We start from the raw sequence: 26,608 nt of genomic DNA, 5'->3' as shown, positions 1-26,608 counted from the left end.
TATGACCCACGCTGACCTCACCCACCTGCTCGAGCAACTGGCCATGGAGGCCGGCGCCAAGTCCTTCTGGCACGGCAAGCAGACGGCCAAAGACATCAACTACAACGCCCCGTTTCCGCAGGCGCATTTGTTCCTCATGCCTTCGCAGCTCCGGGAGCAGCGCATCCGCACCCAGGTAACGATGTGCTTCTACGGGGCCGACAAGCACGAGAACGGCAACGCCGACAGCATCGTGATCCAGGATGCCATGGACTTGCTGACGCAGCGCTTCTATAGCCTGTTTGCGGACCTGACCGAGGTTGAGCTGGTGGACGGCGCCATGGACCGCACGCCCGTGCTGCGCCAAGGGGCCGCCATCGGTACCGGCTACGTGGTCAGCTTCACGCTTAGCCACTACGCCCAATGCTAGCCTCGGCCAAGGTGGCGTTTGCCCAGAGCATGCCCGAGTTGGTGCAGGCTTCTATCGAGGCGCTGCGCCAGCATCCGCAGCCGCCGTATGGCCGCCCGGCGCAGGCCAGCGGCCGCACGGCCCAGCTCATCCGCGAAGAACACGGCGACGACTTCGGGGCGGTGTACGGCCCGGCGCACGCGCAAACGCTCATCACCGGCCGCGGCCCTACCCGGGGCGGTGGCAACGCCGGCGGCGAGCCGCTGCGCGCGATTCTGGCGCAGTGGGCCCAGGACAAAGGCATTCAGCTCACCGGCGGCATGACCTACCAGCAGTTCGGCTTTCTGGCCGCGCGCAAGATTCACCGCGCCGGTACCGCGCTGCACCGCCTGGGTCAGCCTTCGCGCCTCTTCTCCGACATCCTCACGCCCGACCGCCTGAACACGCTCAAGGCCCGCATCGCCGCCGGGCAGATGGTGGCCATTGCCACTGAACTCCGACACGCCCTTTCCCAGTAATGGCCCTTCACCAGCTCCGCCTGCGCTACGAACGCGGCCCGGTTATTCCCGACGCCAACGACCCGACCTACGACCAGCAGGAAGTACGGCGGCTCGTGTGGGTGTACGACACGGCCCTCGAGCGCACCACCTACGACAATTCGCAGGCCTTCTACATCCTGCGCAACTTCGAGAACGCCCCTCCGGATGAGGAGCTAGCTGCCGGCGTGTTTGCCACGCGCTGCCTCGGCACCACGCTGCGCAGCTACAGCTACGACCCTTCGGTGCTCGACGGCAACTTGGTGGCGCAGGGCGTGAGCTACAGCGACGAAGCCGATAGCCCCGCGTGCCCCTACGTGCCGCCGGTAGACCCCGATCCGGAGCCGGACCCCGAACCCGAGCCCGACCCGGTGCCGGGCCAGTGCGGCGACCCGGACGCAACCAACTACGTGGTGGGTGGTACCGACAACAGCGTGTGCCTCTACGCCCCTAGGTGGCGCGCCCTGTGGCCGCAGCTCAAGGTGCGCCTAGCCAACTTCGAAGGCAACCCGAAAGCGTTTCTCAGCGCCGAGGTGTGGGCCGGCTTTCCAACTGGCCACCCGTACGCAGCTGCTAAGACCATGGCCAAGGTAGCCGACATGCGCGCTACCGTTTCGCCGGTAACGGGCCAAGCCGAGTTCGACCTAGGGCCGTACCTGCAGCCGCTGCTGCCGCGCCTCGATGCCAACAGCCCCACGGCGCTGACCTCGGATCTGCTGCTGGGCTACGAGCTGCGCAGCCGCGGCGCTGTCTGGGAACGGGGCTATGCCGTGAACGCCGCTGTAGGTGATGCGCAGCTGTTCACCGGCAAGCAGCTGACGCCCTTCGCCTCCCTGCCCGGCTGGCACGGGTATGACTACCAGGTAGCCGAGCTGGGTACCGACGCCACGGGCAAGTTCGGCGTGATTGAGAGCTACCCGGCGCCCGTGAGTCACTACCTGTCGTGCCCCCAGTACCCGGTACCGGTGATGTGGCTGGATCGCTCGGGCGGCTACGGGTATTGGGTGTTCGGCGGCAAGCACGACCCGGGTCTGCTGGCGCCCGAAGGGCAAGGCTTCATCGAGGCCCAGACCCGGGAGCAGCGCCTGAGCAGCCGCCCGGGTGCGCGCCGCACGCTGCTGCTGCGATCGGGCTACTTCGGTGGGCAGGCGCTCATCGACGGGCTGCTTACCTTGCGCGAGTGCATCCAGGCGTGGGCGCAGCTCGACGGCCCCGACAGCCCCTGGGTACCCGTGCTGGTGGAGGCCGGCGAGTCGACCAACTACCGCATAGGCCAGCGCCGCTTCGAATTCAATACTAAAGTCACCGAGGCCGCGCCTCGCCACGTGCAAGGCCAATGATGACCAACGAAGTACTCGTGGCCGGCGAGCTGCTAGATCTCGATGCGGAAACGCAACTGCTGCCCACCTACCAGGCCAACGACCTCACGAAGCCGGAGAGCATCCAGAGCGACTATGCGCCCGAGTTCTCGGTGCCGTTCACGCCGCGCAACCACCGGCTGCTGGGCCAAGCGGCGTATGGCACCAGCAGCCTGACGCGCGCCTACCGCTACACCGAAGCCGTGCTGCGCTGCGCGGGCGTGGAAACTATGCCTAGGGCGCTGCTACTGGTGATGGGTGCCGAGGGCGGGCGCTACCAGCTCCGACTCGTAGGCGGCAACCGCCGCTTCGTGGATGCGCTGAGCGAAGTGGTGACCCGGGCCGATGGCACCCAGGGCGAAAAGACCCTGCGCGACTTAGACTTCTCCCGCTTCGACCACAACTGGAGCGCGGAGAACATCGCCGTGCGCCTGCAGGCTGGGCACTTTGCGTCGGTCGGCTGGGGCTACCTGCTGGCCGACCGCGGCAAGCCGCTGAACCTGGAGGAAGTCTCGCCCTACGAGCTGTACCCCACGGTGTCAGCTAAGCTGATCTGGCGCCAAATGCTGGCCGAGGCGGGCTTTACGGCCAACGACTGGGCCTCGCCCTTGCTCGACGCGCTGGAGGTGCCCAGCGTGGCGGAAAGCGGCCTATCGGAAGCCTTCGCCAAGGCGCGCACCGGTAACCTCGGCATCGGCCCGGACCACGAGCAGGACAAAGGCGAGTCGGTGAACCGGCCGGATACGGAGCTCGACATTCCCTTCGGGCTCACCGGGCAGCTGGGCCACGTTAATAGCCCCAACGGCAACTTCGATCCGGTAGCGTTTACCTACACCGCGGACGTGGCGTGCTACGTCGATGTCGACGTGGCCCTGCCCGTGTACTTCCGCCTGAGCAACTCGCGCTGCTCGGCGAAGGTGTACGTGGATTGCATCCGCGCCAACGGCCAGGTGGGCCGCGTGGTGGACGGCGAGCGGGTGGAAACGCGCAAGGATGGCTGGATCTGGGCGCAGGCCAGCAGCACGCGCATCTTCTTAGCGGCCGGTGATCAGCTCAAGGCCAAGGTGCAGCTGCGCGGCCTCGATGCGGGCTTCCCCGTCTGGGGCTACCGCGCCTTCGTGTACGGCACGCCCAACGGCTACCGCAACTACTTCCGCGTGACCTGCACCCAGGAGCTGGCGCCGGGCGGGCCGATGCGCCTGCAGGACTGGCTGCCCGACCTCAAGCTGCTCGACTTCTTCAAGGTGCTGGTGCAGCTCGGGGGCTTATCGCCGCAGGTGGATTTGTACGAAGACCGGCTGCAACTCACGCCCACCCGCGCCCTGCTCGACCAGGTGCCGCAGGCCCGCGACTGGACCCGCAAGCGCGACGCGCCGGCGGTGCACGCGCATCTACCCAGGTCATTGTCGTTCGACTTCGGCTCCTACGGCCAGCGCAACTACCTGAAGTGGGCCGAAGACGGCGCGGCGCTTGACAACAAAGAGCCGGCCACCACCGCGCCCCAGGGCTACGGCGACGGCTACCTGAGCTGCCCCGACCAGACGCTACCGCCCGAAGCGGTGCTGGCCACGCTGCCGTTTGCGGCTACGCTGCCCAGCCCGCGGCTGCAGGGCCTGCCGCTGCTGCCGCTCTACCGAGAGAACAGCGACGGCACCGACTACGAGCGGCAATCGATAGTCCCTAGGCTACTGGTGCGTGCCGGCGACACGACTGATGTGGTGCTGTTGGCCGATGGGGTCAGCACGCCGGTGACGGCCGGGCTGGCCTACTTCGCGTCGGACGATCCGCTGCGGCCGTCGCTCGATGCCAGTACCTACGTGCTGCCCCGCAACTGGGCCGCGCTGCAGGCCATGCTGCCCGAGGCGCGCTACCTCAAGGAGCAGTACCGCCTGAGTGCGGCCGATGTAGCCGGCTTCGACTTTACCACCCCCATTTGGGACGGCGTACTCGGCGACTTCTTCGCCGTGACGCGCATTGTCGAACACGACCCGCGGCGCGCCACCGTCGTGGAGCTGGCCCGGCTGCACCCGGCCTACCTGCTGCCGCTGCCGGTACCCGGCGAGGCGCCAGGCTTCGAGTTCTACGGCCGTGAATTCTCCCCCACCGAATACTACTAACCTATGGCGAGCTCCGATTAAGAGTGAGGCGGGGTTTAATGCTTATGCTGCCTAAATGCCTATAATACCTAAACTTGGAGGATGAACCCAGATACCGTTGCTGCTAATAAGCTGCTAACGGCTGCCATCGGTAACGCAGCTGTTGAGAGTTACGGCTTCTCGCATCAAGTTCTTATTCTCGAGTTTAGAGATGATGAGCCTGCTGATCACCTCTTGTCGCTCGGCGAAATAGAAGTTACTTCCAATATCGTTGTTGGTGAAGGACTAAGCCTCGGCAGAGAGGAAAAAATCCTACTACTGTTCAGCAAGGTGAATTTGCGTTTGGTCACGGAAGTGCATTGTGATGACGAGGCCAATTTGACCATCTCATTTGATAACGGTGTGCAAATGCTCTTCAGCGGGCGTTCACTGGATGGCTACGAACCTTGGCAGCTAGGCAAGTCACTGAATGAAGGGGGCTACTTAATAATAGCCCAAGATGGAGGGGGCTATGTCATTTGGGATAACTCACAGCATGAAACGCCTTGATGCCTTTCAACATAGGCCTCGTAAGACGACGGCTCATCGCTCTTTGAATATGGATTTAAAAATTCTAGCAAGCTTTATTCGATGTTCTTATGATTGTAATACTTTCTCAGTACTCGGGTGTTTATTTTTGAACTTAGCTTTAAAAAAGCCTTTAACATCGTATAGCTTATCCATATCTTCTCCTAGACAGCCCTCTATAATTTCTATTTTGTGTTTAATTTTTTCCTTTTGTTTTATTGCATACATAACTAATTCTTCACCCTCTAATGTCCTTGCTCTTCTAACAATAGGAAAAATCATTTCACAAAATCCCTCTAATGATCTAATAGTATTAATGCTATACCACATGCCAAATTCGCCCATTTTATCAACGATATTTGACAGCTTTTCACTCTCTAATTCATCAACAAAAAAACAATTATATAGCTTTTTTTCTCCATTAACTTGATGGGTGTAGCTGGTAGAAAACAAAGCCATCAAGCTTTCAACCGCTTCAATTGCCTTAATTCTTTTATCGATTACTTTTTTGTGATAATCATTTAGATACTCTTTATCCTTTGATTTTAGGTTAAGTCTAGCGGTAATAATAGATGAAGCAAGTGATGCTACTGCTGCCAAACCCGCGGCAATGAGTATAAAGTATACTGCAAATGGATGTTTATCCACTACACCTTCAGTATCCTGTTTCAACTTAACGTTTAAATCAATCGGAATAGATTTTTTGGTCGAATCCTCAGCACTTTTCAATATGATTATTGAAGATGCATTCTCTTGCAAAGAAGCTTTTCTTTTAGAGACTAGCTGTTCTTTGTCATTAGCAGCATGAAGCTTCTTCGATTGAGCTTGAGCTGTGTTAAAGCAAAAAGCAACTAACACAGGCAATAGTAGATGTTTATTCATGACCTCAAAGGTAAGCTTGCTATCATGCTCATGCATAATTAATGGCACATAAAAGCTTACTAAGGCATGTTTTTGGCGCGTGCAACAAAACACTTAAGAGATAACGAGGTGCCTCCTTAATGGCTCCGACCTTTATTCTAGCTTAATCTCTAGAGTCTATGGCCGAGGCCAACGAAACCCTACTCCTGCGCATCCAGCTCGACGAAGGCCAAACCGTCAAGCAGCTGGAGAAGCTCACGCTCGACATCGAGAGCACGCGCACCGCCCAGAAGGCTTTGACGCAGGCCCGGAAGGAAGGTGCCATCTCCGAAGATGAATACGCCAAGAAATCGGTAGAGCTGCGCACCCAGCTGCGCGAGCAGACCAAGCAGCAGACCGACGCCACCAAAGCGCTCGAAGCCTTCCGTAACGGCAACCAGGCTGCGGAAGGCTCGATCAACCAGCTGCGGGCGCAACTCGCGCTGGCTACCCAGCAGGTGAATGCGCTGTCGGAAGCGGAGCGCAACACCGAGGGTGGGAAAGCGCTGGTAGCGAAAACCAAGGAAATCAGCGACGCGCTCAAGGCGGCGGAGCAGGCTAACGGCGATTTCCGGCGCAACGTGGGCAACTACCCAGATGCCTCGAAAGGGCTGGAAGCACTGGTGCGCGAAATGGTGCGCCTGCAGGAAACGCAGAAAGGCTTGGTGGTGGGCTCCGCCGAGGCCAACGAAATGGAGCGCCGCCGGGTGGGCTTCCTCACCGCGGTCCAGCAAGCCGCCGCGCGGCAGGGCAAAACTTACGAGGAGGCAACCAACGCCATCGAGAACTACGCCAAGTCGATCCAGCCTGCCGTGGCGGAACTGGTGAAGCTGGAGGCCGAACAAGCCAAGATCATCGAGACGGGCGAAGAGTCCACCGAGGCTTACCGCAAAATCGGCTTCCAAATTGCCGCCGTCAACAAGCAGCTCGAGGATACCCCGGCCGAAGCCGATAAAGCCGGCAGCGCCCTGGGGGCCGCGGGCGAAGTGGCCGAGACGCTCGGTGTGGATGTAGGCGGCCTGAAAGATGCGTGGGCCAAGGCCAACCAAGGCGTAGAGCTAGCCAAAACCGGATTCACCGGCCTGAAAGGAGCTATTGCTTCTACCGGCATCGGCCTGCTGGTACTGGCGCTGGTAGCCCTGTTTCAGTACTTCACCAAGACGCAGGCTGGCGCCGACTTCCTCAGTCGCAAGCTGGGGGCGCTCAAAGCTGTCGTTTCGGTTGTTACCAACGTGGTAGCTGACCTAAGCGAGACGCTGTTCAAAGCAGCCGAGAACCCGAAGCAGGCCTTTTCGGATCTGGTGGACTTCATCGAAACCAACCTGCTCAACCGCCTCAAGTCGTTCGGTGTGATTGCGCAGGGCATACTAGACCTAGACCCGCGCAAGGTGACCGATGGCATTATCCAGCTCGGTACCGGCGTCGAGGGCGCCACGGGCAAGATTCAGGCTATGGGGCAGCGCCTGGCCACCGCGGCAGACGAAGGCGAGCGGCTGGCGCAGCTGCAGCGCGAGCTGGACCGCGCCACCGACGACAACATCGACACCAACAAGCGGCTGCTCAACGAAGTAGAGCGGCTGAAGAACGTGCGCGACAACGAGTTCAATACCCTGGCAGCCCGCCGCAAGGCCAACGAGGATGCCTACAAAGTGGAGATGGAGCGTGAGCAGACACTGGCCAACCTGGCACGCCGCCGTGTGGACATCCTGCGCCGGCAGATCGAGCTGGAGGGTGGCAGGGAACGGGTGTCGCGCGAGCGGTACCAGGAGCTGAAGGAAGCCGAAAACGAGCTGTCGGACATTCTGGAGGATGCCGCCGGCAAGCAAAACGAACTGATTACGAATCGGTACCAGCTCGCCAAAGAAGGCCAGGAGAAAGAAAAGGAAGCGGCTGATAAAGCGGCCGAGGCCCGTGTCAAAGCCCAGCGCGAGGCCTTGCAGCTGGAGCAGCAGCGCATCGAGCAGCAGCTGCTCACAGTGCAGCAGGGCTCCGACAAAGAGCTGAATCTGTTGCAGCGCAAGCTAAGCATTGCCCGGGATCTGGAGCTAGCCCAGAAGGACGTGACGGTGGGCCAGAAGAAGCTGGCCGATCTGAAGTACGAAACCGAAAGCCTCAAGCTAACGGCCGACTTCCACCGGCAGCGCAACCAGGATGCGTTGCAAGCCGAAGCGGATCGGGTAGCCGGTGAACTGGCTGTCGCTAAGGAAGGCACGCAGCAGCGCTACGAACTAGAGCGCCGCCAATTGGAGGTGCAGGCCGAGTTAGAGCTGGCGGCGCTGGATAAGCGCAAGAACAATGCGGAGAAAGAGCACGCCATTCGGGCGAAGCTCTCGGCTGACCTGGCGCAACTGGCTAAGGACAATGCCGCGGCGGAAGTGGAGCGCCAGCGCCAGGTGCTGGCAGAAGCGGCCGAGCTGCAGAACCTAGGTGCCGACCGGATGCTGCAGGGCCTCGGCGAACGGCAGCGGAAAGAAGTCGAACTCAGCAACGGCTACCTCAACGCCCGTAAGGCCGCTATTCTGGCCGAGCGTGATGCGCAGGTCCTAGGTACGAAGGAAGGCTCAGCGGAGCGGCTGCGCATCGAGCAGGAAACCCAACAGCGCATTTTCGAACTGGATGAGCAAACGGCGCAGCAGCGTCGGCAGGAGCTCGGGGCGCAGTTCGACGAGTGGACGCAGATGGCGCAGGGCGCGCTGAGCACCATCAACACGATTGAGGAGGCCCGCAAAAACCAAGCGTTGGCCCGCCTCAACGAAGAGCAGCAGGCGCGCCTGCGTGGAGCACAGGGCAATGCGAAGGAGCGCGCCAAGATCGAAGAAGAGTTCACCAAGAAGCGTGAGCAGCTGGAGCGCAACGCCGCCGAACGCAGCCGCCGCATTGCTTTGGCGCAGGCCAAGATCAATGCCGCTGCAGCGGTGGTGAAAATCCTGGCTGAAACGCCTAAAGCAGACTTTGGCATCATGACAGCTATTCAGATCGGCTTGGCCCTGGCTACCTCGGCGGCGCAGATTGCCGCCATCCAAGGGCAGAAGTTTGCCCGTGGTGGCGTGCTGCAGGGCCCGAGCCACGCGGCCGGCGGCATCCAGCTCTACAGCCGTAGCGGCGCCCACTTCGGCGAGGCCGAAGGTGGCGAGCCGATCCTGACCGCTGGCGTATCGCGCAACCCGGCCCTGCTGGCGGCGGCCTCGGCCATCAACGTGGCCGCGGGTGGTGTACCGTTGGTAGCTTCGGGCTACATGGCCCTAGGTGGCATAGCGTCGGCAGGCACACCGGTGGTAGCTCCAGGCATCGACTACGACCGCCTAGCTGATGCCATGAGCAAGCGGCCGATCTACACCCGCGTCACCGACATCCAAACGGCGCAGAGCAAAGCAGCCTACACAGAAGTGCTAGCTAATTCCTAGGAATGAAAAAGCCCGGCCGTAGTGGTCGGGCTTTTTCGTTACTAAGACTTAGGGTTCATTGGTCCCCTCCCTTTGGAGATGGTGATGGCGAAGGCTTATCGCCCCCTCCAAATGTTTCGTTATGCTCCTTGTCTAACCGACGGTCAGTAACCCGCGTTTCTTTATGAGTGGCTACCTCTTTACGCTCTGGCTTGTCGGGTTTTTCTGGTTTTTCTTTTGGATCTGGCATATATGTGAATTTTAAGTGATTTATATAGACATAATTTACAATCTATAATTCACAGATTGATCAGTGCTATCACTTAAATCAACGTGATTATACATCAACACTGCTTAATTATTTCCGATTTACTGATGGTTCTCGCTGCGGCGGCGAAGGCGGCGGGAAGTGCGGCACCATGACCAGTTCCTTGCGCGCAATGGCGTTCAGGTAGGGTGCCATGTAGGCGTTTACGGAGATGCCGAGCGAAGCCGCCTGCTTGCGGATTTCGTCGGCGATGCTCTCGGCAGGATTCAATTTCAATTGGGCCATAGCGGTGTGGGACCAACACGGTACCAGATTGGTACCAAGTTCGGCCCTTTCGTTGGAGGCCCCATCTTCCCGCGCGAACCTTTGTTGCACGCACCCTGAAGCGGTGCGGTCCGCAACATGCCCGAACTCGTTATTCCTGTTGGTGAACACATCGGCCCCAGCTATATGGACTGGGAGCTGTTTGAGTACGTGATTGGCTTCACCGCCGAAGACGTGCGCATGCGCATCGAATGGGAGCACTACCAGGGCCGCACGGTCGACAGCATCAAGCTGGAGTTCGGCATCTGCTACGGCGGTTCGGTGCGCCACGCCATGGACGTGCACAACCTGCTGCGCGGCCTGGGCATTCCGGTGAGCGCCCACATCATGAGCCTGTGCGCTTCGGCCGGCACCGTCGTGGCCTTGGCTGCGGACGAAATCGAAATGGAGCACACGGCCCAGTGGATGTCGCACCGTCCGCTCTTCAACGGCGGTACGCTCTCCGAGCGCAGCGAAGACCTGCGTGCCGATGCCGACCGCCTGGATCGGGATGAGCAGGCCATTCGCGACATCTACGTCGCCCGCACCGGCAAAAGCGAAGCCGACATCATCAACCTGATGAAAACGGACCGCTTCATGACGGCGCAAGAAGCGCTCGACTTCGGCTTCGCCACCCGCGTGAAGCCCCTGGCTGCTAAAGCTCCGACCAAAGCCAAGTCAACGGCCCGTCTGTCCAAATTCAAACTCGCCGTTGCCCGCGCGGATCGCCGGGCCCGCACCGTGCGCCCGACGCCGACTGCCAAAGCGGCCACTCCCAAGCCTTCCAATTCTAAACCCGCTATGACGAAAGTAGCCAAACCGGTCGCTAAAGCGGCCGCCAAGCCCGTGTCTACCCCCCAGGCCAAGGCGAATGCGCAGCTCGTGGCCAACCTGGCTAAGCAGCTCGGCGTGAGTGCCACCATCGAAGGCCTCGACGATGAACCCGTTGCCGCCGTGGAGTCGACCGAAACCGACCAGGACGGTGCGCTGCTCTACCACGACGGCCCGCTCGCGCAGGGCGTGGCCGTGTTCTACGACGAAGAGCTGACCGAACCCGCCGAAGACGGCAGCTACGGCCTGGCCGATGGCCGTACCATCTCGGTTGCCGGCGGCGTGGTGGAAACCATCACCGAGGCCAGCGCCGAAGAGCAGCCGGAAAACACCACCGAGGAGCAGCCCGCCACCGGTGCGGTGAACCTGACCGAGGTGCTCAACCGCTTGAACAAGCTGGAGGCCGAGCGCACCAAGGATCAGGAAACCATCAGCGGCCTGAACGCCGAGCTGGCCAAGTTCAAGAAAGCGGTACCCGCGCAGCCCAGCAACACGGGCAAGCGCCCCACGCCCACGGCACACCAGGCCGACGGCAAGTCGTCGGGCCCGGCCAGGCCGCACCCCATGGATAAGGCCAAGTCCTAATCCTTTCCCCAAGCTTTTGTCTGCCGCCCGCCGGCAATCCATCCATCCCCCTTACCTCTTTCGCGACATGGCGTATTTCGTCAATCCGATTACCTACGGCGGCAAACAACCCACCGCCGAGGAACTGAAAGCCAAGATGCTGCTCGAGCCGCCCACGGAGCAGATCGACCTGAAGACCCTCGGGTTTCAAATTCAGGAAGGCGTGAAGTCCAGCACCACCGACTACTCGGTGACGGCCGCCCGCAAGGTGACGCGCCGCGACACCGGCTGCGGTACCTGGACGCCCAGCGGTGACCTGCTCACCATGGCCAGCAACACCATCGAGGTGTGGCCGCTTAAAATCGAACTGGAGGAGTGCGCCCAACGCTTCGACGGCACCATCTTGGAGCTGGCCAAAAAGAAGGGCCACGCCACCGATGACGATTTGACCGGCACCCAGTTGGAGGAAATCGTGCGCGAGGCCCTTTCGCCCGTGGTGTACGAGGACATGATTCGCATCTTGTTCCTGTCGGATCGGGCCGCGGCCAGCCCCGACTACAACCAGATCGACGGCCTGCGCAAGAAGCTGCTGGCCAAAGCCACCGCCGGCAAGGTGGTGCGCGGCGCGGCCATCGTCGCGGCCGACATCGAGGCCGACTACACCAAGGCACTCGACGTGCTGGAGGATGCGTACAAGAAGCAGCCGGCCGCGCTGAAGAACGTGGCCAAGGGCAACAAGGTGTACTTCATCGACGAGGTGCTGTACGACGCGGTGGAAGAGGCGCGCATCCGCTTCGGCAACAACAGCAACGGCGCGGCGCTCGAGTCGGGCAAAGCCGAGCTGTTCAGCGGCATCGAGGAGATCCGCTACCGCGGCATCCTGGTGAAGAAGCTGCCCCAGTACCACCAGTACATGAGCCAGGACTTCGCCGGCCAGAGCCCGCACATCTGCATCCTGACCGTGCCCACGACCATCGTGGTGGCCATGGACCAGGAAAGCGACCTGGCCGAAATCACGATGTGGTACAACATCGACGAGCGCAAGAACAAGACGCGCGTGCTGTACCGCTTGGGGGTGGGCTTTGCCTACGACCAGTTGATCGTGTTCAGCATCTAGCCTGCCCGCCTCGCAATCATTCGTGAAACCCGCCCCGGCCCTTGCGGCCGGGGCCATCCCGACAGGAGAACCAAGCTATGGCAGAGATCTGCAACACCATTACCAAGAACATCACGTCGGCGGATTGCCCGCGGCCCGGCGGCTTGAACCGCCGCAGCTGGGTATTCCTGCTCTCGATGCTGACCGGCGCGTTTACCTACAACGGTACGACCGGCGCCCTGTCGGGCTTCAGTATCGTAGCCGGCCAAAAAGGCATCAAGGGCATGGGCCGCCCCAAGAAGGGCAGCGGCGCCAGCACCGGCACGCAAGCCGAGAACGGCTCCTTCCAGGTGGAGCAAACGCTGATTCAGCAGTTCGGCTTTAAGAACCAGCTGGAGTTGAACGCGCTGACCGACTTCCTGAAGGCCGGCGGCAAGGTCGTGTTCCAGGAGCTGAACTCGGGCGCCATCCGGGTTTACTTTAAGGAGTTTGGCAACGAAACCGGCACCGGTGAGGAAGGCTCGGGCGAAACGTTGAATGCCGACAACGGCATCATGACCACGACGCTGAAGGGCTTCGAACCGGAGTTTCCCACCTTCTTCGAAGCGCCCATCACGGCCGGCGAAACCCAGCTCGCAGCCAGCCGCGCCTACCTCGACGCGCTCTGCGTGGCGTAGTGGCCATCGCCTACACCGAGGAGTTGCTGGCCCAGGCAGAGGCTTGGGCCAGCCTCCCGCTGGAAGAGCGCCGCAGCGCCGCCGGGCTCCTCCAACTGGCTGTGCTGTACAGCTACATCACCGGCGAGCCGGCCGGCAGCTGCCGCCAGTGCCAATATTCCGACTACAACCAGGTTGTGCAGGCCTACATCCGCCAGGCCACACGCCACTTACACCCCGAAACCATGGCTGATTCGAATTACACCCTCGCCAACGGCTACGAAAGCGAGCAGTTCGTGCACGAAGACTACAACAAGGTGGTAACCGCCGACAACCTCACCGACGAAGACGCTGAGTTCTTCATCGGTAAAGGCTTCGAACACGCTTTTGTGAAGAAAGCTTCGGCGGCTGAGGCTACGGAAGCCGAAAGCACCGGCGAAACCGAAGGCGAAGAGGAGGAGCCGGCAAAGAAGCCGACCGAGAAGGAGCGCTTGCTGGCTACCTACAAGCAATTGCACGGCGAAGAGGCCGACGCTTCCCTCACCATCCCCCAGCTGAAGGAGGCCAACGCCGCCAAGCAGGCGGATCTCGACGCCCAGCGCGACTAAGCCCCTGCCACTGTCACCGAAAACGGCCGCTGCTACCCAAGTAGCGGCCGTTTTTGCATCCCTTACCCCGCTACCACTCCCTGCTCATGGCGAACCGCCGCCGTCCTACCGTCTCTTTGGTGCGCACCGGCTACAAACCCGCGGCCACCGCGCCGGCGCTGCCCTCGGAAGGCAAGGGCGAACCCATCAAGATCGAGCCGTGGGGGCCCACCAACCAGCAGCCGCAGGAAATCGTGCGCATCGTGTACGATTCGGGCACCGCGGAAATGTGCCTGACGCGCCTGGCGCAGTTCATCGGCGGCAAGGGCTTCGCCAGCGAGGCCACGGCCAAGGCCAAAGCCAACCCGCAGCAAACGTTCAACCAGTTGCTGGCCGAAGCCAAGCACTACGCGGCCATGGGCATCGGCGTGAGCCTGGCCGTGCGCTACACGTTTGGCGGCGAGCCGGCCGAGGTGTACGTGGTGGAAACCGACGTGCTGCGCCGCGAGAAGAACGGCCCGCGCTGGGTGCACAACTACCAGCTGGCCAAGGGCAAGATGCCCGCCGGCGACAACCGCGTCTACCTCGGGTACGATCCGGTTGCCTCGGCCGACGACATTGCCGAAGAGGTGCTGGCCGCGGCCCTGCGCGACGAGTATTGGGGCCATCTGTACTACTCGTTTGAGAAGCGCGTGGCCCGCAACCAGTACGCCGTGCCCGGCTACTACGCCGCCAAAGAAGACCTGGAGTCTGATGCCGAACTCTCGCGCTACGACCGCAAGACGCTGAAAAACGGCTTCTTCCCGGACTCCATCCTGAAGGTGGTCGGCAGCAAGTACAACGACGAGCCCGACCCGGACTGGGTGCCGGGCGAAGGCCAGACCGACGAGCACCGCCCGTACATCACCTCCCCGGACATGGACGCGCTGCGCACCACGGTAAAGGATTTGAAGGGCTCCAGCACCGAAGCGTCGGTGATGATTCTGGTAGCCGACAAAGCGGAGGAGATGCCCGAAATCGACATGATCGACAAGGGCCCCAACTCCAAGGGCCTGACCGACATGACGGCCCGCATCGAGGGCAAAGTGTACCGCCGCATGGGCGTGCCGCCGGTGCTCTGCGGCGTGGCCGAGCCGGGCGTGCTGGGCAGCAACCAGCAAATCGTGAACTCCATCAAGCTCTTCGGCTTGGTGGTGGAGCCGGCCCGCGCGCTCATCACCGAGCCGCTGCAGCAGTGGTTTCCGCACCTCGACTTCACGGTGGCGCCGCTCGATCCGGTGGACTACATCGACCCGGCGGTGCTGGCCAAGATGACCGACGACGAAATCCGCGCCATCCGCGGCTTGCCGCCCATCGAGAAGCCGCAGGATACGGAGTCGGAGAAGCTGCTGAAGGCGCTCAACTCGCTCTCGCCCATTATCGCTACCAAGGTGCTCGACCGCATGAGCGACGAGCAGATTCTCGGCCTAGTCGGTCTGGAGCCTTCAGCTAAACCTAAGCCCAAGCCCAACGCATGAGCCAGCTCCTGATTACGAAAACCGACTTTCCGGCCTTCTACCCGTTGTCGATCAACGTGGCCGACGAGCTGGTGAACCCCTACATCGGCAAGGCCCAAACCTTCGACGTGCGGTCACTGCTTACCGCTGCCGAATGGGCGGGCTTCGAGCGCAACCTAGGCAACGGCTTAGGTGAGTTTCCGGGCATCGAGTTCGACCCGGCCGACTTCCTGGCTACGCCGCCCGCCTCGAGCTGGGATGATAATAAGCTAGCCGCGCTGTGGAACGGCTTCGTGCGCCCGCTGCTCGTGTGCGAGTCTTTTCGGCGGTTGTTCCTCTGGCACGGCACGCACATGACCCAAAACGGGGTGGAGGTCTTCACCGACCTGAACAGCCAGCCCATCAGCGCGCAGCGCCGCGCCGAGCTAAAGGCCGACATCGAGGCCGACCGCAGCCTCTACCGCGGGCGCCTCGAAGCCGCGCTGCGGGCGTATCGCGGCACCACGACCACCACTTGCCACCCCACCCGCCGGCGCCCTGGCCGCGGCGGGCTCCACACTTACGCCGTCTAACTCCGTGGCCTACTCGCTCTCCCAACTCAAGACCTTTTTCCGCCAAGCCATCAAGGTGGTGTCGGGCGGCCCGGCCGACCGCACCCGCGGCGCGGACTTAATCACGGCACTGGACCGGGTAGCCGAAGCGTCGGTGCTGAAAAACGACCTGACGCAAAGCCTCGGCAACGCACCCGACAAAGCCCCCAGCGAGAAAGCCGTAGCAGCGGCGCTGGCTAACCTAGGGGGTGGTACCGCCTTCTCGCCGTTCGCAGCTGGGGATTACGGCATACCGCAGGCCCTCAACTCGCAGGCCGCGCTGAACACCTACGTGCTGCAGAAGCTGCAGGGCTTGGCGCCCACGGCGCCCGTATCGGTGGTACCGGTGGTGAGCATCACCAGCCCGGCCGCGGGCACGACTGTGACGGCGGGGCAGTCGGTTACGCTGGTGGCCACCGCGACCGACAACATGGCCGTGACCTCGGTGCAGTTCTTCAACGCCCTCGGCGTGCCGCTGGGCTTCGGCGTGAAAAACGGCAACGAATACTCGCTAGCCATCACGGTGCCCACCGGGGCCACGGGCAGCTACGCCATCACGGCGGAAGCGAAGGATGCCGACAACAACAAGGCCACGGCCACGGTGACCCTCACGGTGCAGGCCAGCACTACGCCCACGAACCCGGGCAACACCACGCCCGACGCGCCTACCTGGAGCTTCGACAGCAACCTGCGCGTGCTCACGCTCTCGCACCCGCTCGGCTCGTCGGAGCTGGAGTACTCGGTGAGCGGCGGCGCATATCAGGCGTACGCGCCCCTAAGCATCAGTGACGACGCCCACGCGGCGGGCAAGTGGAAGGGCCGCGTGAAGGCCGCGACCGGGCGCAATGCTTCGGGCACCGCCGACAGCCCGGCCATTGCGGCTAAGGCCACCTCGCCGGTGGTAACGAACATGAGCCCGGCCAGCGGGCCCATCGGCACCGTGGTGACGTTTACCGGTACCGGCCTCAACCAAGTGCAGTCGGTGAGCTTCGGCGGGTCGGGGCAGATCAGTATTTCGGCTAATGCCGGCGGCACGCAGCTCACGGCCGCCGTGCCTTCGGGCGCCAGCTCGGGCAATGTGGTGCTCAACTTTCCTGGGGGCTCGATTACGGCAGGCACGTTTACAGTGACTGCACAAAACTTCACCAGCTACAACGTCATCTACGGCGGCAACTCCAACGTGGAAGATCGAGGCGACTGCTTTCCCGACCGCACCGCTTCATTCCTAGCTGGCGAAGGCGATTATACCCACTACAACGGCGGCTCAGGCGGCAAAGGAATTGATTGGATGTTGGAGAACTTCCAGCTGCATGTTGGCAGTCGCATGGTAGCCGGCCGGGGCAACATCGTGGTGGGCATGGAAGGCACGAACTCGATGGGCGGCAACATCGGGCAAGCCATGTGGAACAAAACCACGCAGACGCTTACCGCCTCGGGGGTTGCTTACTGCGACAGCGTGAAGCAGTGGATTCAGCAGTGCTACGACGCCGGGGCGTACAAAGTGTTCTGGATTTCGACCCTGCCCAAAACCACCGTTAGTGGCTGGTCGGCGGGCTGGGACCAAGAAGGGCGGCTGCACAAAGCCACCAACGCCAAGCTGGCTGCAGAAGTCGGCAGCATTGGCCCCGATGGCCGCAAGGCTACTTACATCGACTTGGACAACGGCAAGTCGCTGATTGGTGCACAAGGAACAGCCGACTTTGGGCAGGATGCGGGGTACTCTTCCTACGCCGAACTATTAACGGCCAACGCCCCAGCGGGCTACGAAGCAACGGGCTATCTGGCCAACACCAACTACTTCTATTCGGAAGATGGCGGGGTGCGCTACATGCTCGTGCACTTGAACGGCAACGGCTTCAACGTGCTAGGCCGCATCGTGGCCGACTACATCCTGAGCTTGACCAAAGGCACAGCCCTGCCAAATCGTTCGCAGTACGGTGCACCTGCTCCGCCTGTTAATACTGAGCAGGAGGTAGATTGGGTCAACATCGCGGGCAACATCGTGACGTACAATCCGACCACCAAGCGCGTAGGCGTAAGTGGCAATGAATCCTTCGGCGCGGGAGCTAACTCAAGCAAGGCGCTGGCAGCACCTGGGAAACTGAAGGTGCGGGCTGGTAATTCAGGTTCGCAGATGGTAGGCTTGAATAACCAAGCCTCAGGCGTCTCATTTACCGATATGCGTTACGCCCTGTTTTTCGAGGACACGGCGTACTCCAAGTGGAGCATGGGCGCCAACCTAGGTAAGCTGCGCAGTGGTGTTACCCGTGGAGTAGGTGCAGTAGAACTGACCTTCGACGTGCAAGTCGATAAGGTAGATGTGTACCTCGACAACGAAACAACTCCGCTAGGAACGTGGGACGGCGCGGTAACCTTTCCAATTTGGATCGACTGCAGCCTAAGTATCACGAGCAACTATGTGGAAGCTCCGAGAATCGACGGGCCAAGTGCCGTCAACACTCCGACGTAAAGCCAAGAGGATGCCTGCCTAGCCGTAGTGGTTAGGTGGGCAAATCCTCCTTCTTTACTCGCGCCCACTCCTCTTCATCGGCCGGGTAGGGTATGTGAGGCACGTCACCTAGAGGCGTGGTGAATATCACCCAGGCACGGCGAAACCAAGCAAATACACTGTGTAGCATACTACAATACTACGAAGAACCGTCACCAAAAGCGATTCAATAGACGGAGGTGTATGCCGATATTTGCCCCTTATGTCACAAGTACAGACGAGGTATTGGCCTGATTTATTACGCGTCCTAGCTACCTGCAGCGTAATCTTTCTTCACTACGCAGCCCCCGGCACTTCCCATCCGGTGGGCAGCTATAACTTTTGGGTAGGCAACGTTCTCGATAGCGCCGTGCGGGCTTGCGTGCCCCTGTTCGTGATGCTCAGCGGCGCACTGGTGCTGCCTTCTGATAGGCCCCTAGGCGAGTACTTATCGCGTCGCATGAGCCGCATCCTAGCGCCTGCTGCGTTCTGGAGCCTGATCTACTTGCTGTATAATCTCTACCGGAAGGACCAGGCTGAGGGCCCGCTTGGGATAGGGAAGACCGTTAAGTGGTCTTATGGGCAGTTGCAGCTCGGCACAGAATTTCACCTCTGGTATCTGTACATGATCATAGGCCTGTATCTATTCATTCCGATTCTAGGACGCTGGATCAGAGCCGCTCCAAGGCAAGAGATTCATTATTTCTTAGTTATCTGGGCTGTCGCTTTATTCGCGAGCTACCCGCTGCTGTACAAGTTCCGCGTTGCTATCGAGTTGCAATACTTCGGCGGCTATATCGGCTATCTGGTACTGGGATACTACCTGGCCCAGGTGCAGTACGTTAACCGGCCATTGGCGTGGTTGGCCATCGGCATCGGCTTTATCATCACCGTCGTGGGCACGTACTACGTGACGTTGCAGAATCAGCAGTTCACCGGCACGTACTTTAACTACTTGACGCCAAACGTAGCGCTGATGGCTGCCGGCATCTTTCATTTGGTACGAAATGCCGCGCCACGTGCTCTCGGACCAATAACTACTTTCATTGCAGCTAACAGCTTCACTATTTATCTAAGCCATGCATTGGTGCTTTTAGTATTCCATCACAACGGAATCAATGGCTACACAATAGAACCGCTACTAGGTATACCGCTGATGAGTCTCATATGCTTGGCTATATCATGTGTCATTGCGTGGCTAATCCAGAAATCACCATTAGCCAGGTATATCGCTGGTTAAACAAAATACTACTCATTCATAGGCCCCGCCCATTTGGCGGGGCTTTTTTGTGCCCTATAAGGGTGCGTGCAACAAGGATCCGCTTGCCAAGCCAATAGCCTGAAGGTGTGCGGGTAACTTCGTCGGGTATACTCCCCATCCCAGCGCCGATCTGCTTGTGGCCCCATTAACTCAAGACTCCGTCGCCGAAACGGCCGCGGAGCGCGAAAACCTAAAGACCCGCAACTGGGTGTTGGCCGGCGGCTTGTCGCTGCTGTTCCTGCTGGCGCAAAGCCTGCTCACTTACATCATCAGCAACGCGGCCGTGGAGATCAAGTCCACGAACGAGAAGCTGGCGCGGCTGGCCAGCACGGTGGAGGTCGAAGCCGTGCGCAACGAGGCGTTGCGCCAGCGGGTGGCCGACCTCGAAGCGGCCAAGGCCGACGCGGCCAAAACCCACCGCGACATCGAGGTGCGTCTGAACTCGCTCGAGCAGCGCGCCGCCGTGCACGATACCTGGATGACCTCGCACAAATAGTCCGATGAAAACACTCCTTACCCGCCTGTTCGTCACGAACTGGAAAACCACCGCGGCCGGCGTGCTGCTGCTCTTCTTCGGCGTTGCCTTCTGGCAGGGCAAGCTGACAGCCGGCGAAATGATTAGCGTTTTGACGGTGCTAGGTGGCGCCATCGGCATCCTAAGCAAGGACGGCGCCCGCACTGAAACCACCGTGGCCCGCGAAGACGTGCCGCCGCTTGAACCACCCGCCGGCACCGCGGTGCTCCTGGTGCTGCTGCTCTCTATAGGTGCGCTGGCGTGTACCGACCAACGCACGGCACAGCTCACCCGGCAGCAACAGCAGCTCGACAGCCTGCGCGCCGATAACCGCGCCCTGCAGGCCTGGATTGCCAACAACGACACCATCCACCGCGCCCGCCTGGCGGGCCACCAAGCCCAACGCGACTATGAGACGATTCGCCGCACTCCTGCTGCTGGCCTCAGCGATGACAGCCTTGCCGGCTTTCTCGCAAACCCCTACGGCCGCTAGCCAAATCTGCACGCCGCGGGTGCAAGCGGCCAAGAATGCCGACTCGCTACGCGCCCTGCCGGTGGTGCGCCGCCAATACGCCGCAGCGCGCACGGAAGCCGCGGCCCTAGGTCGGCAATTGGTGCTGAGCCAAACCCGCGTCGGCCAGCTTGATGCCCGCAGCCAGGAGCTGAACGGCGCGCTGGTAGCGCAGCTGCAGGCGACGACGCTGTGGAAAGTCAAGGCCCGCCGCCGCGGCTGGGTGATCGGCATCGGCGTCGGCTTGCCCGCAGCTATCGGCGCTTATACCTTGCTGCGCTAACCGTCATGGCACTACCCTCTGCCTACGCTTGGCTGCAAAGCGAAGGCGCCCCGAAAATCCTGGTCGAGGCCCTGAAGCTGTTCGGCGTGGCTGAGAAAGCCGGGCCGCAGCACAACCCAATTATCCTAGGCTGGCTGAAGGAGCTGGGCTTTACCTGGATCAACGACGACGAAACGCCCTGGTGCGGCACGTTTATGGGCATCGTGGCTAAGCGCGCCGGCAAGCCCGTGCACATCGATGCGGCCCGGGCCAAGAGCTGGCTCAAGTGGGGTACCGGCGTGACCACGCCCATGCTCGGCGACGTGCTGGTGTTCGATCGGCAAGGCGGGGGCCACGTGGGCCTTTACGTGGGCGAAGACGCGACCCACTACCACGTGCTGGGCGGCAACCAAGCCAACTGCGTGTGCATTGTGCGCATCCTGAAAACCCGGCTTACGCAAGCCCGGCGCACGGCGTGGACCTCGGCCCAGCCCGCCAACGTGCGGCGCGTGTGGCTTAGCCCGAAGGGCGCACACACCTCAATTAACGAAGTTTAGGACCTGATTTGCTATTATGGCATGAAGACAAAACGGCCGCCTGGTACCAGGCGGCCGTTTTGTCTTCATGCCAGATTTTAGCACCGGTAGTTGCAAATGCTCCAATAGAGCAAGAAGCAACCGAGTTGGTTCACGTTGCAAGCCAAGTCCCACAACGGATCGTTCTCTTGTTCAAGCTTGATCGCTTGCATGCACTTGCCGTAGCAGGTGGCCCGCCCTTGCAAATCGCCGCCCAGCACCTGCTCAACGGCGATGCCTTCTTTGATCGTCAAGCTCTTGATTAATTGGTTGTCGTCCGAGAAGGTGCTTACCACCCCCGAGTTGTCCCCGTCGTGCTTTACCGACACGATCAGGCCGTTGAACGTCTTCGGGCTCTCGGCCTGGTAGTACGCGTACAAATCCGCTTTAGTGCCATCCGGCCGCTCCAAGCGGAATGCCAAGGCCCGGAATCCGGTGTCCTCGCCTTCGACGGCCAACGTAACGCTGAGAATTTCTTCCAATTGGATCTTGCCTGCTCCGGAAGCCTCCAGCGCGTGGGCGCTTTCTGAGCTTAGGTAATGCTGCACGATTTCCGACTCGGCATCCACGCGCTCCACGCTCTTGACCGTCACACCGCCTTTGCCGGCGGTTGGGATGGTTGCCTCAACGTTGCGGCTGGTTGCCACGGCCGTCGGCGCGTTGGGTTTAACAGCTTGGTCTTGGCAGGAGTACAGCGCCATCGAAGAGGCGATGGCAGTTGCCAGGACCAGTACTAGCTTTTTCATAACGAAGATTGGTAATAAGGTTGTGGTTACGGAATACACAAACCTCAATCATTTCTGTCTCGGTTAACAGGAAGGTTTACCCGTACAGGGGACATTAGAATTAGTCAACAGAACCAGAATAGTACAATAGGCCAATTGTTACTGGCTCACCGCTTATCGCGGAATCGCTTCACAGTACAGCGTGGCTGTGACATCTAAGGATTTATATATAATCTCCTCCTGTAGAAGGCTTGTGCGCTGCCACCTGCCCAGCCGGTATGCAGAGGCGTCGGGAGGGGATGGTGGTTGACGAGACGCGGGGACTAATCTGTCCGCATGGCCACTGATTACCTAGGCGCAGCAACGGCCCAACTTGTCGATGTGATGGCGCACCCTACGCTTGGTTTGGCCTCCGGTCAAATAAGAATTCGTTGTACTCGGATAGCAGGAATACGCATCCAGTAACTACATACAGAACAGTGATTTAACCTGCGCAACTTGCGATAAACTTTCGTTTATGAGCCGTCGCAAAAAGTCAAGGAGAAAGAAGCGCCTCACTGCCGGTTTGCCTTGGATCCTGGCTGTGGGATCAGTTGCCTTGTTCAGCGGGTTGGTTGCCACGTTTGGCTGGTGACAATTGCTTAGCCGAGGGGCGCCCGGGTCGAGCTTTCCGCGCCGCGCCGACTTCTAGTTCGGCTTCGCAGGAAGCCTTCCAGTAGCCGTTATCAATCCGGTACAGGTTGCGGGTGCGACCGCGCCACGTGACCATTCACACGGCGCTGTCTTGGCGCAACGCACGGCACCCAGCAATTCATGCTTGAACTCGCCTAGGCGCAGCATCGACAGTAAAGCTAGCTGTGCTTTTTGGCTGACCACAGCGGCCGCTCCTCGATGGGGATGTGCAAGTACTCGTACACACCGGGCCGGCGCAGGTAGCGCTTTGACTCCTCCCACCGCGCTTGGTGCTTGGGGTCGGCAAATTCGTAGGTCCAATCCACCTCGGCCAGGAACGTAATGGGCAGCAGCATGCTGTAGTTGATGCCGACCCACTTGCCAAAGGGGTTGTCGGAGTACTCCGACCAGGTGAGCAGGCGCGGGGGTTGGCCTTGCGGGCCAATGGGCAAATACCAGTAAGGCGGTTCCATGGCGGCGAACCTAGGCGGCGCACGGCACGAATACAACTATATATGAACCCGACCAACGACCGACGCGCCGGCGGCTTGCTCGTGCTACTGGCCCTACTCTTAATCGTGCTGTTTGAGTTATTTTTCCGCTGGGGCGGCTAACAACAGACCCGTGACCAAACGAAAACGCCCTCCCCGGGCTGGGGAAGGCGCCTTGCGTGCGGCAGAAAAGTCGGTTGACGGTTAGCTTTTGCGGGCGAACAGCAGGTTCCACACCTTGCCGTGGCGGTACTGCTTGTAGTAGGGGCGGTGGGTGTAACGCTGTCCCTTGCGCATGGCCTTGCTGGCGGGCGTGTCGGCCACGGCCGGCGCGGCGCTGGCGGCTAGGGTTAGCAGAACGAGAACGAACGAGAGGGTGCGAAAGGCGTTGCGCATGGCAAGTAGGTGTGGTAAGAACGAGAGCGGCGATGCTCGATGGCTCAAAACAACACCCCAGGTTCCCCAGCCGCTTGCCTATTCGCTTAATGTCGAGCTTGGCTGTGCCGGTGCGCCAACCTGCTGTGCGAAGCAGAGTTAAGCCACTGGTTCCATTTCGGCCACCAGCCGCTTCACCTCGGCTCCCTGGACTGTGAGGGAGCCACCCAGATCAGGCCAGTTCACCACGCTGTCGCGCTGCTCGAGCACGTAGTTCTCGCGCTGCCGCGGGGTGGCAGCATAGAGGAACGTAGCGCAGGCCTGGGTGTACAGGCAGTGGCGGAACGTGCCGTCGGAGAGGTGAAAGTAGACGGCGGTGGCAGTGAGCTCGACGCGGTTGATGTTGGCCATGCTACAAAAGTAGTCGAGCAAAGCAGACTAGAATACTCTGCGCCGATCGGCAAAGAATTCACGAACGGCGTCCTCGGTAACAATGTACTTCGCCCCTATTCGCTGGTGCCTGAGCACACCTGCCTGCAACAGCTCGTATGCCTTGGTTTTACCACAGCCCAATCGCAGCGGTAGTCGGTCGTCGTATAGCAGTCCTGGGGTTGGTTCCTCTGCCAGTATGTATCGCCGACACAGGATTTCTTGGTAAGCCCTCTCTTCGGCGTAGCGTATGGCAATTTCACTTAACAGTTTCTGCTGCTGCTCCATGGTCAGATTGATAACGAATGGAAGGCTAGACAACGAAAACTCCTGATCCATCGCAGTGCTGTAAGGGTACACAAACAACAGAGCGCAGCGCGTGAGGGCAGCAACAAAATGCAGAGTGTTGTACCTAGGTTGTACCTGTAAAAAGTAAAAGCCCCGTAACTCCTTGAGCTGCGGGGCTTTTCTCCTTATTGTTTGAGGTGACGAGCGGATTCGAACCGCTGTACGAGGTTTTGCAGACCTCTACCTAGCCTCTCGGTCACGTCACCTTAGTAAGACTTGGGGCCGCAAACATACTTTATTCCTCTGCTTTTGCAAAGCCTAGGTCATGCTATTTGCACAAAGAGGGGCTAACACGCTGGTAGCCTGTCAAAAAAACATCATAAAAAAAGCCCCCAGCCTGTTGGGCCGGGGGCTTCTTATTTGGCGGCAATTACCAGCGGCAGCTTAGCCGTTGTTTTCGCCTTGCTCGTTGCCCAGCATCCGGTCGCGCAGGGCGCTCAGAGCGTCGAGGTCGCCTAGGGTCGACTTCTCAGCTTTCTTCAGATCGGCAACTTTGCCTTCGCCAGCGTTGCCGCCAGCGTTAGCACCAGCAGAAGGCTTCTTCTTCTGGAACTTGGCAGCGCGGCTGTTTTCTTCCTCTTGGCCAGCACCGTAGGTAGCAGAGTGCGACAGCACGATGCGACGGTCGTCCTTCGAGAATTCAACTACGCGGAAGTCCAGTGCCTCGCCTACTTCAGGCTGCGAGCCATCCTCTTTGGCCAGCGACTTGGGGTAAGCAAAACCTTCGATGCCGTAGGGCAGCTCCAGAACGGCGCCGCGATCCGACTTCTCGGTGATGGTAGCCTTGTGAACCGAACCAGCGGTGAACACCGTCTGGAAGGTATCCCAGGGGTTTTCTTCCAGCTGCTTGTGGCCCAGGGCCAGGCGGCGGTTCTGCACGTCGAGTTCGAGAACCACTACGTCCAGACGGTCACCAACCTTCACCATTTCCGAGGGGTGCTTCACCTTCTTGGTCCACGACAGGTCCGAAACGTGTACGAGGCCGTCAACACCTTCTTCCAGTTCTACGAACAGGCCGAAGTTGGTGAGGTTACGCACCAGACCATTGTGCTTGGTACCTACAGCGTACTTGCCACCGAAATCGGCACGGGTCCACGGATCTTCGGTCAGTTGCTTGATGCCGAGGCTCATCTTGCGCTCGTCGCGGTCGAGGGTCAGGATCTGAGCCTCTACTACGTCGCCCTGCTTGATAAAGTCCTGCGGGTTGCGCAGGTGCTGGCTCCACGACATTTCCGAAACGTGGATCAGGCCTTCTACGCCAGGCACAATCTCCATGAACGCACCGTAGTCGGCTACGTTCACGATGCGGCCTTGTACGCGCGAGCCGGGCTGCAGGTCTTGCGGCAACGAATCCCACGGGTGCGGGGTCAGCTGCTTCAGGCCAAGCGAAATACGCTTCTTAGCTTCGTCGAAGTCCAGAACTACTACGTTCAGCTTCTGGTCGAGCTGCAGTACTTCCGACGGGTGCGCGATACGGCCCCACGAGATGTCGGTGATGTGCAGCAGGCCGTCTACGCCGCCGAGGTCGATGAACACACCGAAGTTGGTCATGTTCTTGATAACGCCCTCGAGGATCTGGCCTTTCTCCAAGTTGTTGAGGATGGCTTCGCGCTGCTTCTCCAGGTCCTTTTCGATGAGGACTTTGTGCGAAACAACCACGTTGTCGAAAGCGGCGTTGATTTTCACCACTTTCACCTCCATGCGACGACCAACATAGATGTCGAAGTCGCGGATGGGCTTCACGTCGATCTGCGAGCCGGGCAAGAAGGCTTCTACGCCGTCCAGCTCCATGATCAGACCGCCCTTGGTGCGACGCTTCACCACACCTTCCAGGATGGTGTCGTTTTCGAGAGCGTCGTAGATGGCCTTCCAAGCCTGCTTGATCTTCGCTTTCTTGCGCGACAGGATCAGCTGACCGTTGGCATCTTCTTGGTCTTCGATGAATACTTCAACTTCGTCGCCGGGCTTCAGCTCAGCCAGGTCGCGGAATTCCGAGCGCGGAACCAGACCGTCCGATTTGAAACCGATGTTCACGATTACGTCGCGGTCGTTTACCGAAACTACCGTGCCCCGAACAACTTGCTCCTCCTCCACGGTGGTCAGCGTGCCAGCGTACATCTCTTCGAGACGCGCGCGCTCTTCCTTGGAGTAGTTGCCACCGAAGCTGTTTGCTCCGACGTTGTCCCAGTCGAAGTTATCTACTACTTCTGCCATGATATTGCAGTTGGCCCTCGTGTACACGTCCGGCGCAGGGCCCGCCTCCGGAACGCGTTTGTATTGATTTCCAGAGCTAAAGCCCTGTCCCGCCACCCTGGCAGGGCCGCAAAGATACTGAAAT

General features: G+C 60.3%; 27 protein-coding genes and 1 tRNA gene. 18 read left to right on the top strand and 10 right to left on the bottom strand.

Annotated elements, in window-relative coordinates:
• Position 1: 1 nt before the first annotated feature.
• The 5 genes from ASU33_RS20140 to ASU33_RS20120 all read left to right on the top strand — a co-directional run bounded on the left by ASU33_RS20140 (position 2) and on the right by ASU33_RS20120 (position 4,927).
• Positions 2–409, top strand: a complete 408-nt coding sequence (locus ASU33_RS20140; RefSeq protein ID WP_059072585.1) for a hypothetical protein — start codon at positions 2–4, stop codon at positions 407–409.
• A complete protein-coding gene (locus tag ASU33_RS20135; protein ID WP_059072584.1) occupies positions 403–906 on the top strand; it encodes a hypothetical protein in 504 nt (167 codons plus the stop codon). The genes ASU33_RS20140 and ASU33_RS20135 overlap by 7 nt, the downstream gene beginning before the upstream one ends.
• A complete protein-coding gene (locus ASU33_RS20130) occupies positions 906–2,264 on the top strand; it encodes a hypothetical protein (RefSeq protein ID WP_059072583.1) in 1,359 nt (452 codons plus the stop codon). Before ASU33_RS20135 ends, ASU33_RS20130 begins: the two co-directional genes overlap by 1 nt.
• Positions 2,261–4,399 carry a hypothetical protein gene (locus ASU33_RS20125; protein WP_149867329.1) on the top strand — a complete coding sequence of 713 codons (2,139 nt, stop codon included), beginning with the start codon at positions 2,261–2,263 and terminating at the stop codon, positions 4,397–4,399. The genes ASU33_RS20130 and ASU33_RS20125 overlap by 4 nt, the downstream gene beginning before the upstream one ends.
• 81 nt (positions 4,400–4,480) lie before the next feature.
• On the top strand, positions 4,481–4,927 hold the full coding sequence (locus ASU33_RS20120; RefSeq protein WP_059072581.1) for a hypothetical protein: 447 nt from the start codon (positions 4,481–4,483) through the stop codon (positions 4,925–4,927).
• 87 nt (positions 4,928–5,014) lie between these two features.
• Here ASU33_RS20120 and ASU33_RS20115 read toward each other — a convergent pair whose 3' ends face one another.
• Positions 5,015–5,827 (bottom strand): hypothetical protein, encoded by an 813-nt coding sequence (locus ASU33_RS20115; protein WP_149867328.1) that lies wholly within the window; start codon positions 5,825–5,827, stop codon positions 5,015–5,017.
• Between the two features lie 158 nt (positions 5,828–5,985).
• Here ASU33_RS20115 and ASU33_RS20110 point away from each other — a divergent pair, with 158 nt between their 5' ends.
• Complete coding sequence (locus ASU33_RS20110) at positions 5,986–9,249, top strand: coiled-coil domain-containing protein (RefSeq protein ID WP_059072579.1); 3,264 nt, start codon at positions 5,986–5,988, stop codon at positions 9,247–9,249.
• Between the two features lie 337 nt (positions 9,250–9,586).
• On the opposite strand, the gene ASU33_RS20105 is transcribed toward ASU33_RS20110, so the two are convergent.
• Positions 9,587–9,781 carry a hypothetical protein gene (locus ASU33_RS20105; RefSeq protein WP_059072578.1) on the bottom strand — a complete coding sequence of 65 codons (195 nt, stop codon included), beginning with the start codon at positions 9,779–9,781 and terminating at the stop codon, positions 9,587–9,589.
• A 117-nt stretch (positions 9,782–9,898) separates the two neighbouring features.
• Here ASU33_RS20105 and ASU33_RS20100 point away from each other — a divergent pair, with 117 nt between their 5' ends.
• From ASU33_RS20100 to ASU33_RS20070, 7 genes are all read left to right on the top strand, one after another.
• The gene (locus ASU33_RS20100) at positions 9,899–11,215 is read left to right on the top strand and encodes a Clp protease ClpP (RefSeq protein WP_059072577.1); all 1,317 of its coding nucleotides are present in this window, start codon (positions 9,899–9,901) and stop codon (positions 11,213–11,215) included.
• A 16-nt stretch (positions 11,216–11,231) separates the two neighbouring features.
• Positions 11,232–12,311 (top strand): hypothetical protein, encoded by a 1,080-nt coding sequence (locus tag ASU33_RS20095; protein WP_149867327.1) that lies wholly within the window; start codon positions 11,232–11,234, stop codon positions 12,309–12,311.
• Positions 12,312–12,388: 77 nt separating this feature from the next.
• On the top strand, positions 12,389–12,967 hold the full coding sequence (locus ASU33_RS20090) for a hypothetical protein (protein ID WP_059072575.1): 579 nt from the start codon (positions 12,389–12,391) through the stop codon (positions 12,965–12,967).
• Entirely contained in the window at positions 12,967–13,554 is a 588-nt protein-coding gene (locus ASU33_RS20085) for a hypothetical protein (protein ID WP_059072574.1), read from the top strand. Before ASU33_RS20090 ends, ASU33_RS20085 begins: the two co-directional genes overlap by 1 nt.
• Before the next feature lie 86 nt (positions 13,555–13,640).
• Positions 13,641–15,050, top strand: coding sequence for a hypothetical protein (locus tag ASU33_RS20080; RefSeq protein WP_059072573.1), 1,410 nt, complete (start codon positions 13,641–13,643; stop codon positions 15,048–15,050).
• Entirely contained in the window at positions 15,047–15,601 is a 555-nt protein-coding gene (locus ASU33_RS20075; RefSeq protein WP_059072572.1) for a DUF6712 family protein, read from the top strand. The genes ASU33_RS20080 and ASU33_RS20075 overlap by 4 nt, the downstream gene beginning before the upstream one ends.
• 4 nt (positions 15,602–15,605) lie before the next feature.
• Positions 15,606–18,089, top strand: a complete 2,484-nt coding sequence (locus tag ASU33_RS20070; protein ID WP_059072571.1) for an Ig-like domain-containing protein — start codon at positions 15,606–15,608, stop codon at positions 18,087–18,089.
• Positions 18,090–18,120: 31 nt separating this feature from the next.
• Here ASU33_RS20070 and ASU33_RS21535 read toward each other — a convergent pair whose 3' ends face one another.
• A complete protein-coding gene (locus ASU33_RS21535; protein WP_160328246.1) occupies positions 18,121–18,258 on the bottom strand; it encodes a hypothetical protein in 138 nt (45 codons plus the stop codon).
• Positions 18,259–18,330: 72 nt separating this feature from the next.
• On the opposite strand from ASU33_RS21535, the gene ASU33_RS20065 reads away from it, so the two are divergent.
• From ASU33_RS20065 to ASU33_RS20045, 5 genes are all read left to right on the top strand, one after another.
• Positions 18,331–19,347 carry an acyltransferase gene (locus tag ASU33_RS20065; RefSeq protein ID WP_059072570.1) on the top strand — a complete coding sequence of 339 codons (1,017 nt, stop codon included), beginning with the start codon at positions 18,331–18,333 and terminating at the stop codon, positions 19,345–19,347.
• A gap of 157 nt (positions 19,348–19,504) precedes the next feature.
• Positions 19,505–19,864, top strand: coding sequence for a hypothetical protein (locus ASU33_RS20060; protein WP_059072569.1), 360 nt, complete (start codon positions 19,505–19,507; stop codon positions 19,862–19,864).
• Positions 19,865–19,868: 4 nt separating this feature from the next.
• Entirely contained in the window at positions 19,869–20,375 is a 507-nt protein-coding gene (locus ASU33_RS20055) for a hypothetical protein (RefSeq protein WP_059072568.1), read from the top strand.
• The gene (locus ASU33_RS20050) at positions 20,332–20,676 is read left to right on the top strand and encodes a hypothetical protein (RefSeq protein ID WP_059072567.1); all 345 of its coding nucleotides are present in this window, start codon (positions 20,332–20,334) and stop codon (positions 20,674–20,676) included. Before ASU33_RS20055 ends, ASU33_RS20050 begins: the two co-directional genes overlap by 44 nt.
• Positions 20,677–20,681: 5 nt before the next feature.
• A complete protein-coding gene (locus ASU33_RS20045; protein ID WP_059072566.1) occupies positions 20,682–21,212 on the top strand; it encodes a TIGR02594 family protein in 531 nt (176 codons plus the stop codon).
• Between the two features lie 77 nt (positions 21,213–21,289).
• Here ASU33_RS20045 and ASU33_RS20040 read toward each other — a convergent pair whose 3' ends face one another.
• The 7 genes from ASU33_RS20040 to rpsA all read right to left on the bottom strand — a co-directional run bounded on the left by ASU33_RS20040 (position 21,290) and on the right by rpsA (position 26,484).
• Entirely contained in the window at positions 21,290–21,976 is a 687-nt protein-coding gene (locus ASU33_RS20040; RefSeq protein WP_059072565.1) for a hypothetical protein, read from the bottom strand.
• A gap of 830 nt (positions 21,977–22,806) precedes the next feature.
• The gene (locus ASU33_RS20035) at positions 22,807–23,100 is read right to left on the bottom strand and encodes a hypothetical protein (RefSeq protein ID WP_059072564.1); all 294 of its coding nucleotides are present in this window, start codon (positions 23,098–23,100) and stop codon (positions 22,807–22,809) included.
• Positions 23,101–23,322: 222 nt separating this feature from the next.
• The gene (locus ASU33_RS20030) at positions 23,323–23,514 is read right to left on the bottom strand and encodes a hypothetical protein (RefSeq protein ID WP_059072563.1); all 192 of its coding nucleotides are present in this window, start codon (positions 23,512–23,514) and stop codon (positions 23,323–23,325) included.
• Positions 23,515–23,652: 138 nt separating this feature from the next.
• Positions 23,653–23,925 carry a hypothetical protein gene (locus ASU33_RS20025; protein ID WP_149867326.1) on the bottom strand — a complete coding sequence of 91 codons (273 nt, stop codon included), beginning with the start codon at positions 23,923–23,925 and terminating at the stop codon, positions 23,653–23,655.
• A 6-nt stretch (positions 23,926–23,931) separates the two neighbouring features.
• On the bottom strand, positions 23,932–24,261 hold the full coding sequence (locus ASU33_RS21095) for a helix-turn-helix domain-containing protein (protein WP_149867325.1): 330 nt from the start codon (positions 24,259–24,261) through the stop codon (positions 23,932–23,934).
• Positions 24,262–24,405: 144 nt separating this feature from the next.
• Positions 24,406–24,476, bottom strand: a tRNA-Cys gene (locus tag ASU33_RS20020).
• Between the two features lie 178 nt (positions 24,477–24,654).
• Positions 24,655–26,484 (bottom strand): 30S ribosomal protein S1, encoded by a 1,830-nt coding sequence (rpsA, locus tag ASU33_RS20015; RefSeq protein ID WP_059072561.1) that lies wholly within the window; start codon positions 26,482–26,484, stop codon positions 24,655–24,657.
• Positions 26,485–26,608 lie beyond the last annotated feature (124 nt).

It is taken from the genome of Solirubrum puertoriconensis, from assembly GCF_001483135.1.
GTDB lineage: Bacteria > Bacteroidota > Bacteroidia > Cytophagales > Hymenobacteraceae > Solirubrum > Solirubrum puertoriconensis.
This window is presented reverse-complemented; position numbering and strand designations above follow the sequence as displayed.

Excerpts from the sequence above, each read along its gene's own strand:
- ASU33_RS20140 (WP_059072585.1), top strand. The coding sequence starts at position 2 with ATGACCCACGCTGACCTCACCCACCTGCTCGAGCAACTGGCCATGGAG.
- ASU33_RS20135 (WP_059072584.1), top strand. The coding sequence starts at position 403 with ATGCTAGCCTCGGCCAAGGTGGCGTTTGCCCAGAGCATGCCCGAGTTG.
- ASU33_RS20130 (WP_059072583.1), top strand. The coding sequence starts at position 906 with ATGGCCCTTCACCAGCTCCGCCTGCGCTACGAACGCGGCCCGGTTATT.
- ASU33_RS20125 (WP_149867329.1), top strand. The coding sequence starts at position 2,261 with ATGATGACCAACGAAGTACTCGTGGCCGGCGAGCTGCTAGATCTCGAT.
- ASU33_RS20120 (WP_059072581.1), top strand. The coding sequence starts at position 4,481 with ATGAACCCAGATACCGTTGCTGCTAATAAGCTGCTAACGGCTGCCATC.
- ASU33_RS20115 (WP_149867328.1), bottom strand. The coding sequence starts at position 5,827 with ATGAATAAACATCTACTATTGCCTGTGTTAGTTGCTTTTTGCTTTAAC.
- ASU33_RS20110 (WP_059072579.1), top strand. The coding sequence starts at position 5,986 with ATGGCCGAGGCCAACGAAACCCTACTCCTGCGCATCCAGCTCGACGAA.
- ASU33_RS20105 (WP_059072578.1), bottom strand. The coding sequence starts at position 9,781 with ATGGCCCAATTGAAATTGAATCCTGCCGAGAGCATCGCCGACGAAATC.
- ASU33_RS20100 (WP_059072577.1), top strand. The coding sequence starts at position 9,899 with ATGCCCGAACTCGTTATTCCTGTTGGTGAACACATCGGCCCCAGCTAT.
- ASU33_RS20090 (WP_059072575.1), top strand. The coding sequence starts at position 12,389 with ATGGCAGAGATCTGCAACACCATTACCAAGAACATCACGTCGGCGGAT.
- ASU33_RS20080 (WP_059072573.1), top strand. The coding sequence starts at position 13,641 with ATGGCGAACCGCCGCCGTCCTACCGTCTCTTTGGTGCGCACCGGCTAC.
- ASU33_RS20075 (WP_059072572.1), top strand. The coding sequence starts at position 15,047 with ATGAGCCAGCTCCTGATTACGAAAACCGACTTTCCGGCCTTCTACCCG.
- ASU33_RS21535 (WP_160328246.1), bottom strand. The coding sequence starts at position 18,258 with ATGCTACACAGTGTATTTGCTTGGTTTCGCCGTGCCTGGGTGATATTC.
- ASU33_RS20065 (WP_059072570.1), top strand. The coding sequence starts at position 18,331 with ATGTCACAAGTACAGACGAGGTATTGGCCTGATTTATTACGCGTCCTA.
- ASU33_RS20055 (WP_059072568.1), top strand. The coding sequence starts at position 19,869 with ATGAAAACACTCCTTACCCGCCTGTTCGTCACGAACTGGAAAACCACC.
- ASU33_RS20050 (WP_059072567.1), top strand. The coding sequence starts at position 20,332 with ATGACAGCCTTGCCGGCTTTCTCGCAAACCCCTACGGCCGCTAGCCAA.
- ASU33_RS20045 (WP_059072566.1), top strand. The coding sequence starts at position 20,682 with ATGGCACTACCCTCTGCCTACGCTTGGCTGCAAAGCGAAGGCGCCCCG.
- ASU33_RS20040 (WP_059072565.1), bottom strand. The coding sequence starts at position 21,976 with ATGAAAAAGCTAGTACTGGTCCTGGCAACTGCCATCGCCTCTTCGATG.
- ASU33_RS20035 (WP_059072564.1), bottom strand. The coding sequence starts at position 23,100 with ATGGAACCGCCTTACTGGTATTTGCCCATTGGCCCGCAAGGCCAACCC.
- ASU33_RS20030 (WP_059072563.1), bottom strand. The coding sequence starts at position 23,514 with ATGCGCAACGCCTTTCGCACCCTCTCGTTCGTTCTCGTTCTGCTAACC.
- ASU33_RS21095 (WP_149867325.1), bottom strand. The coding sequence starts at position 24,261 with ATGGATCAGGAGTTTTCGTTGTCTAGCCTTCCATTCGTTATCAATCTG.
- rpsA (WP_059072561.1), bottom strand. The coding sequence starts at position 26,484 with ATGGCAGAAGTAGTAGATAACTTCGACTGGGACAACGTCGGAGCAAAC.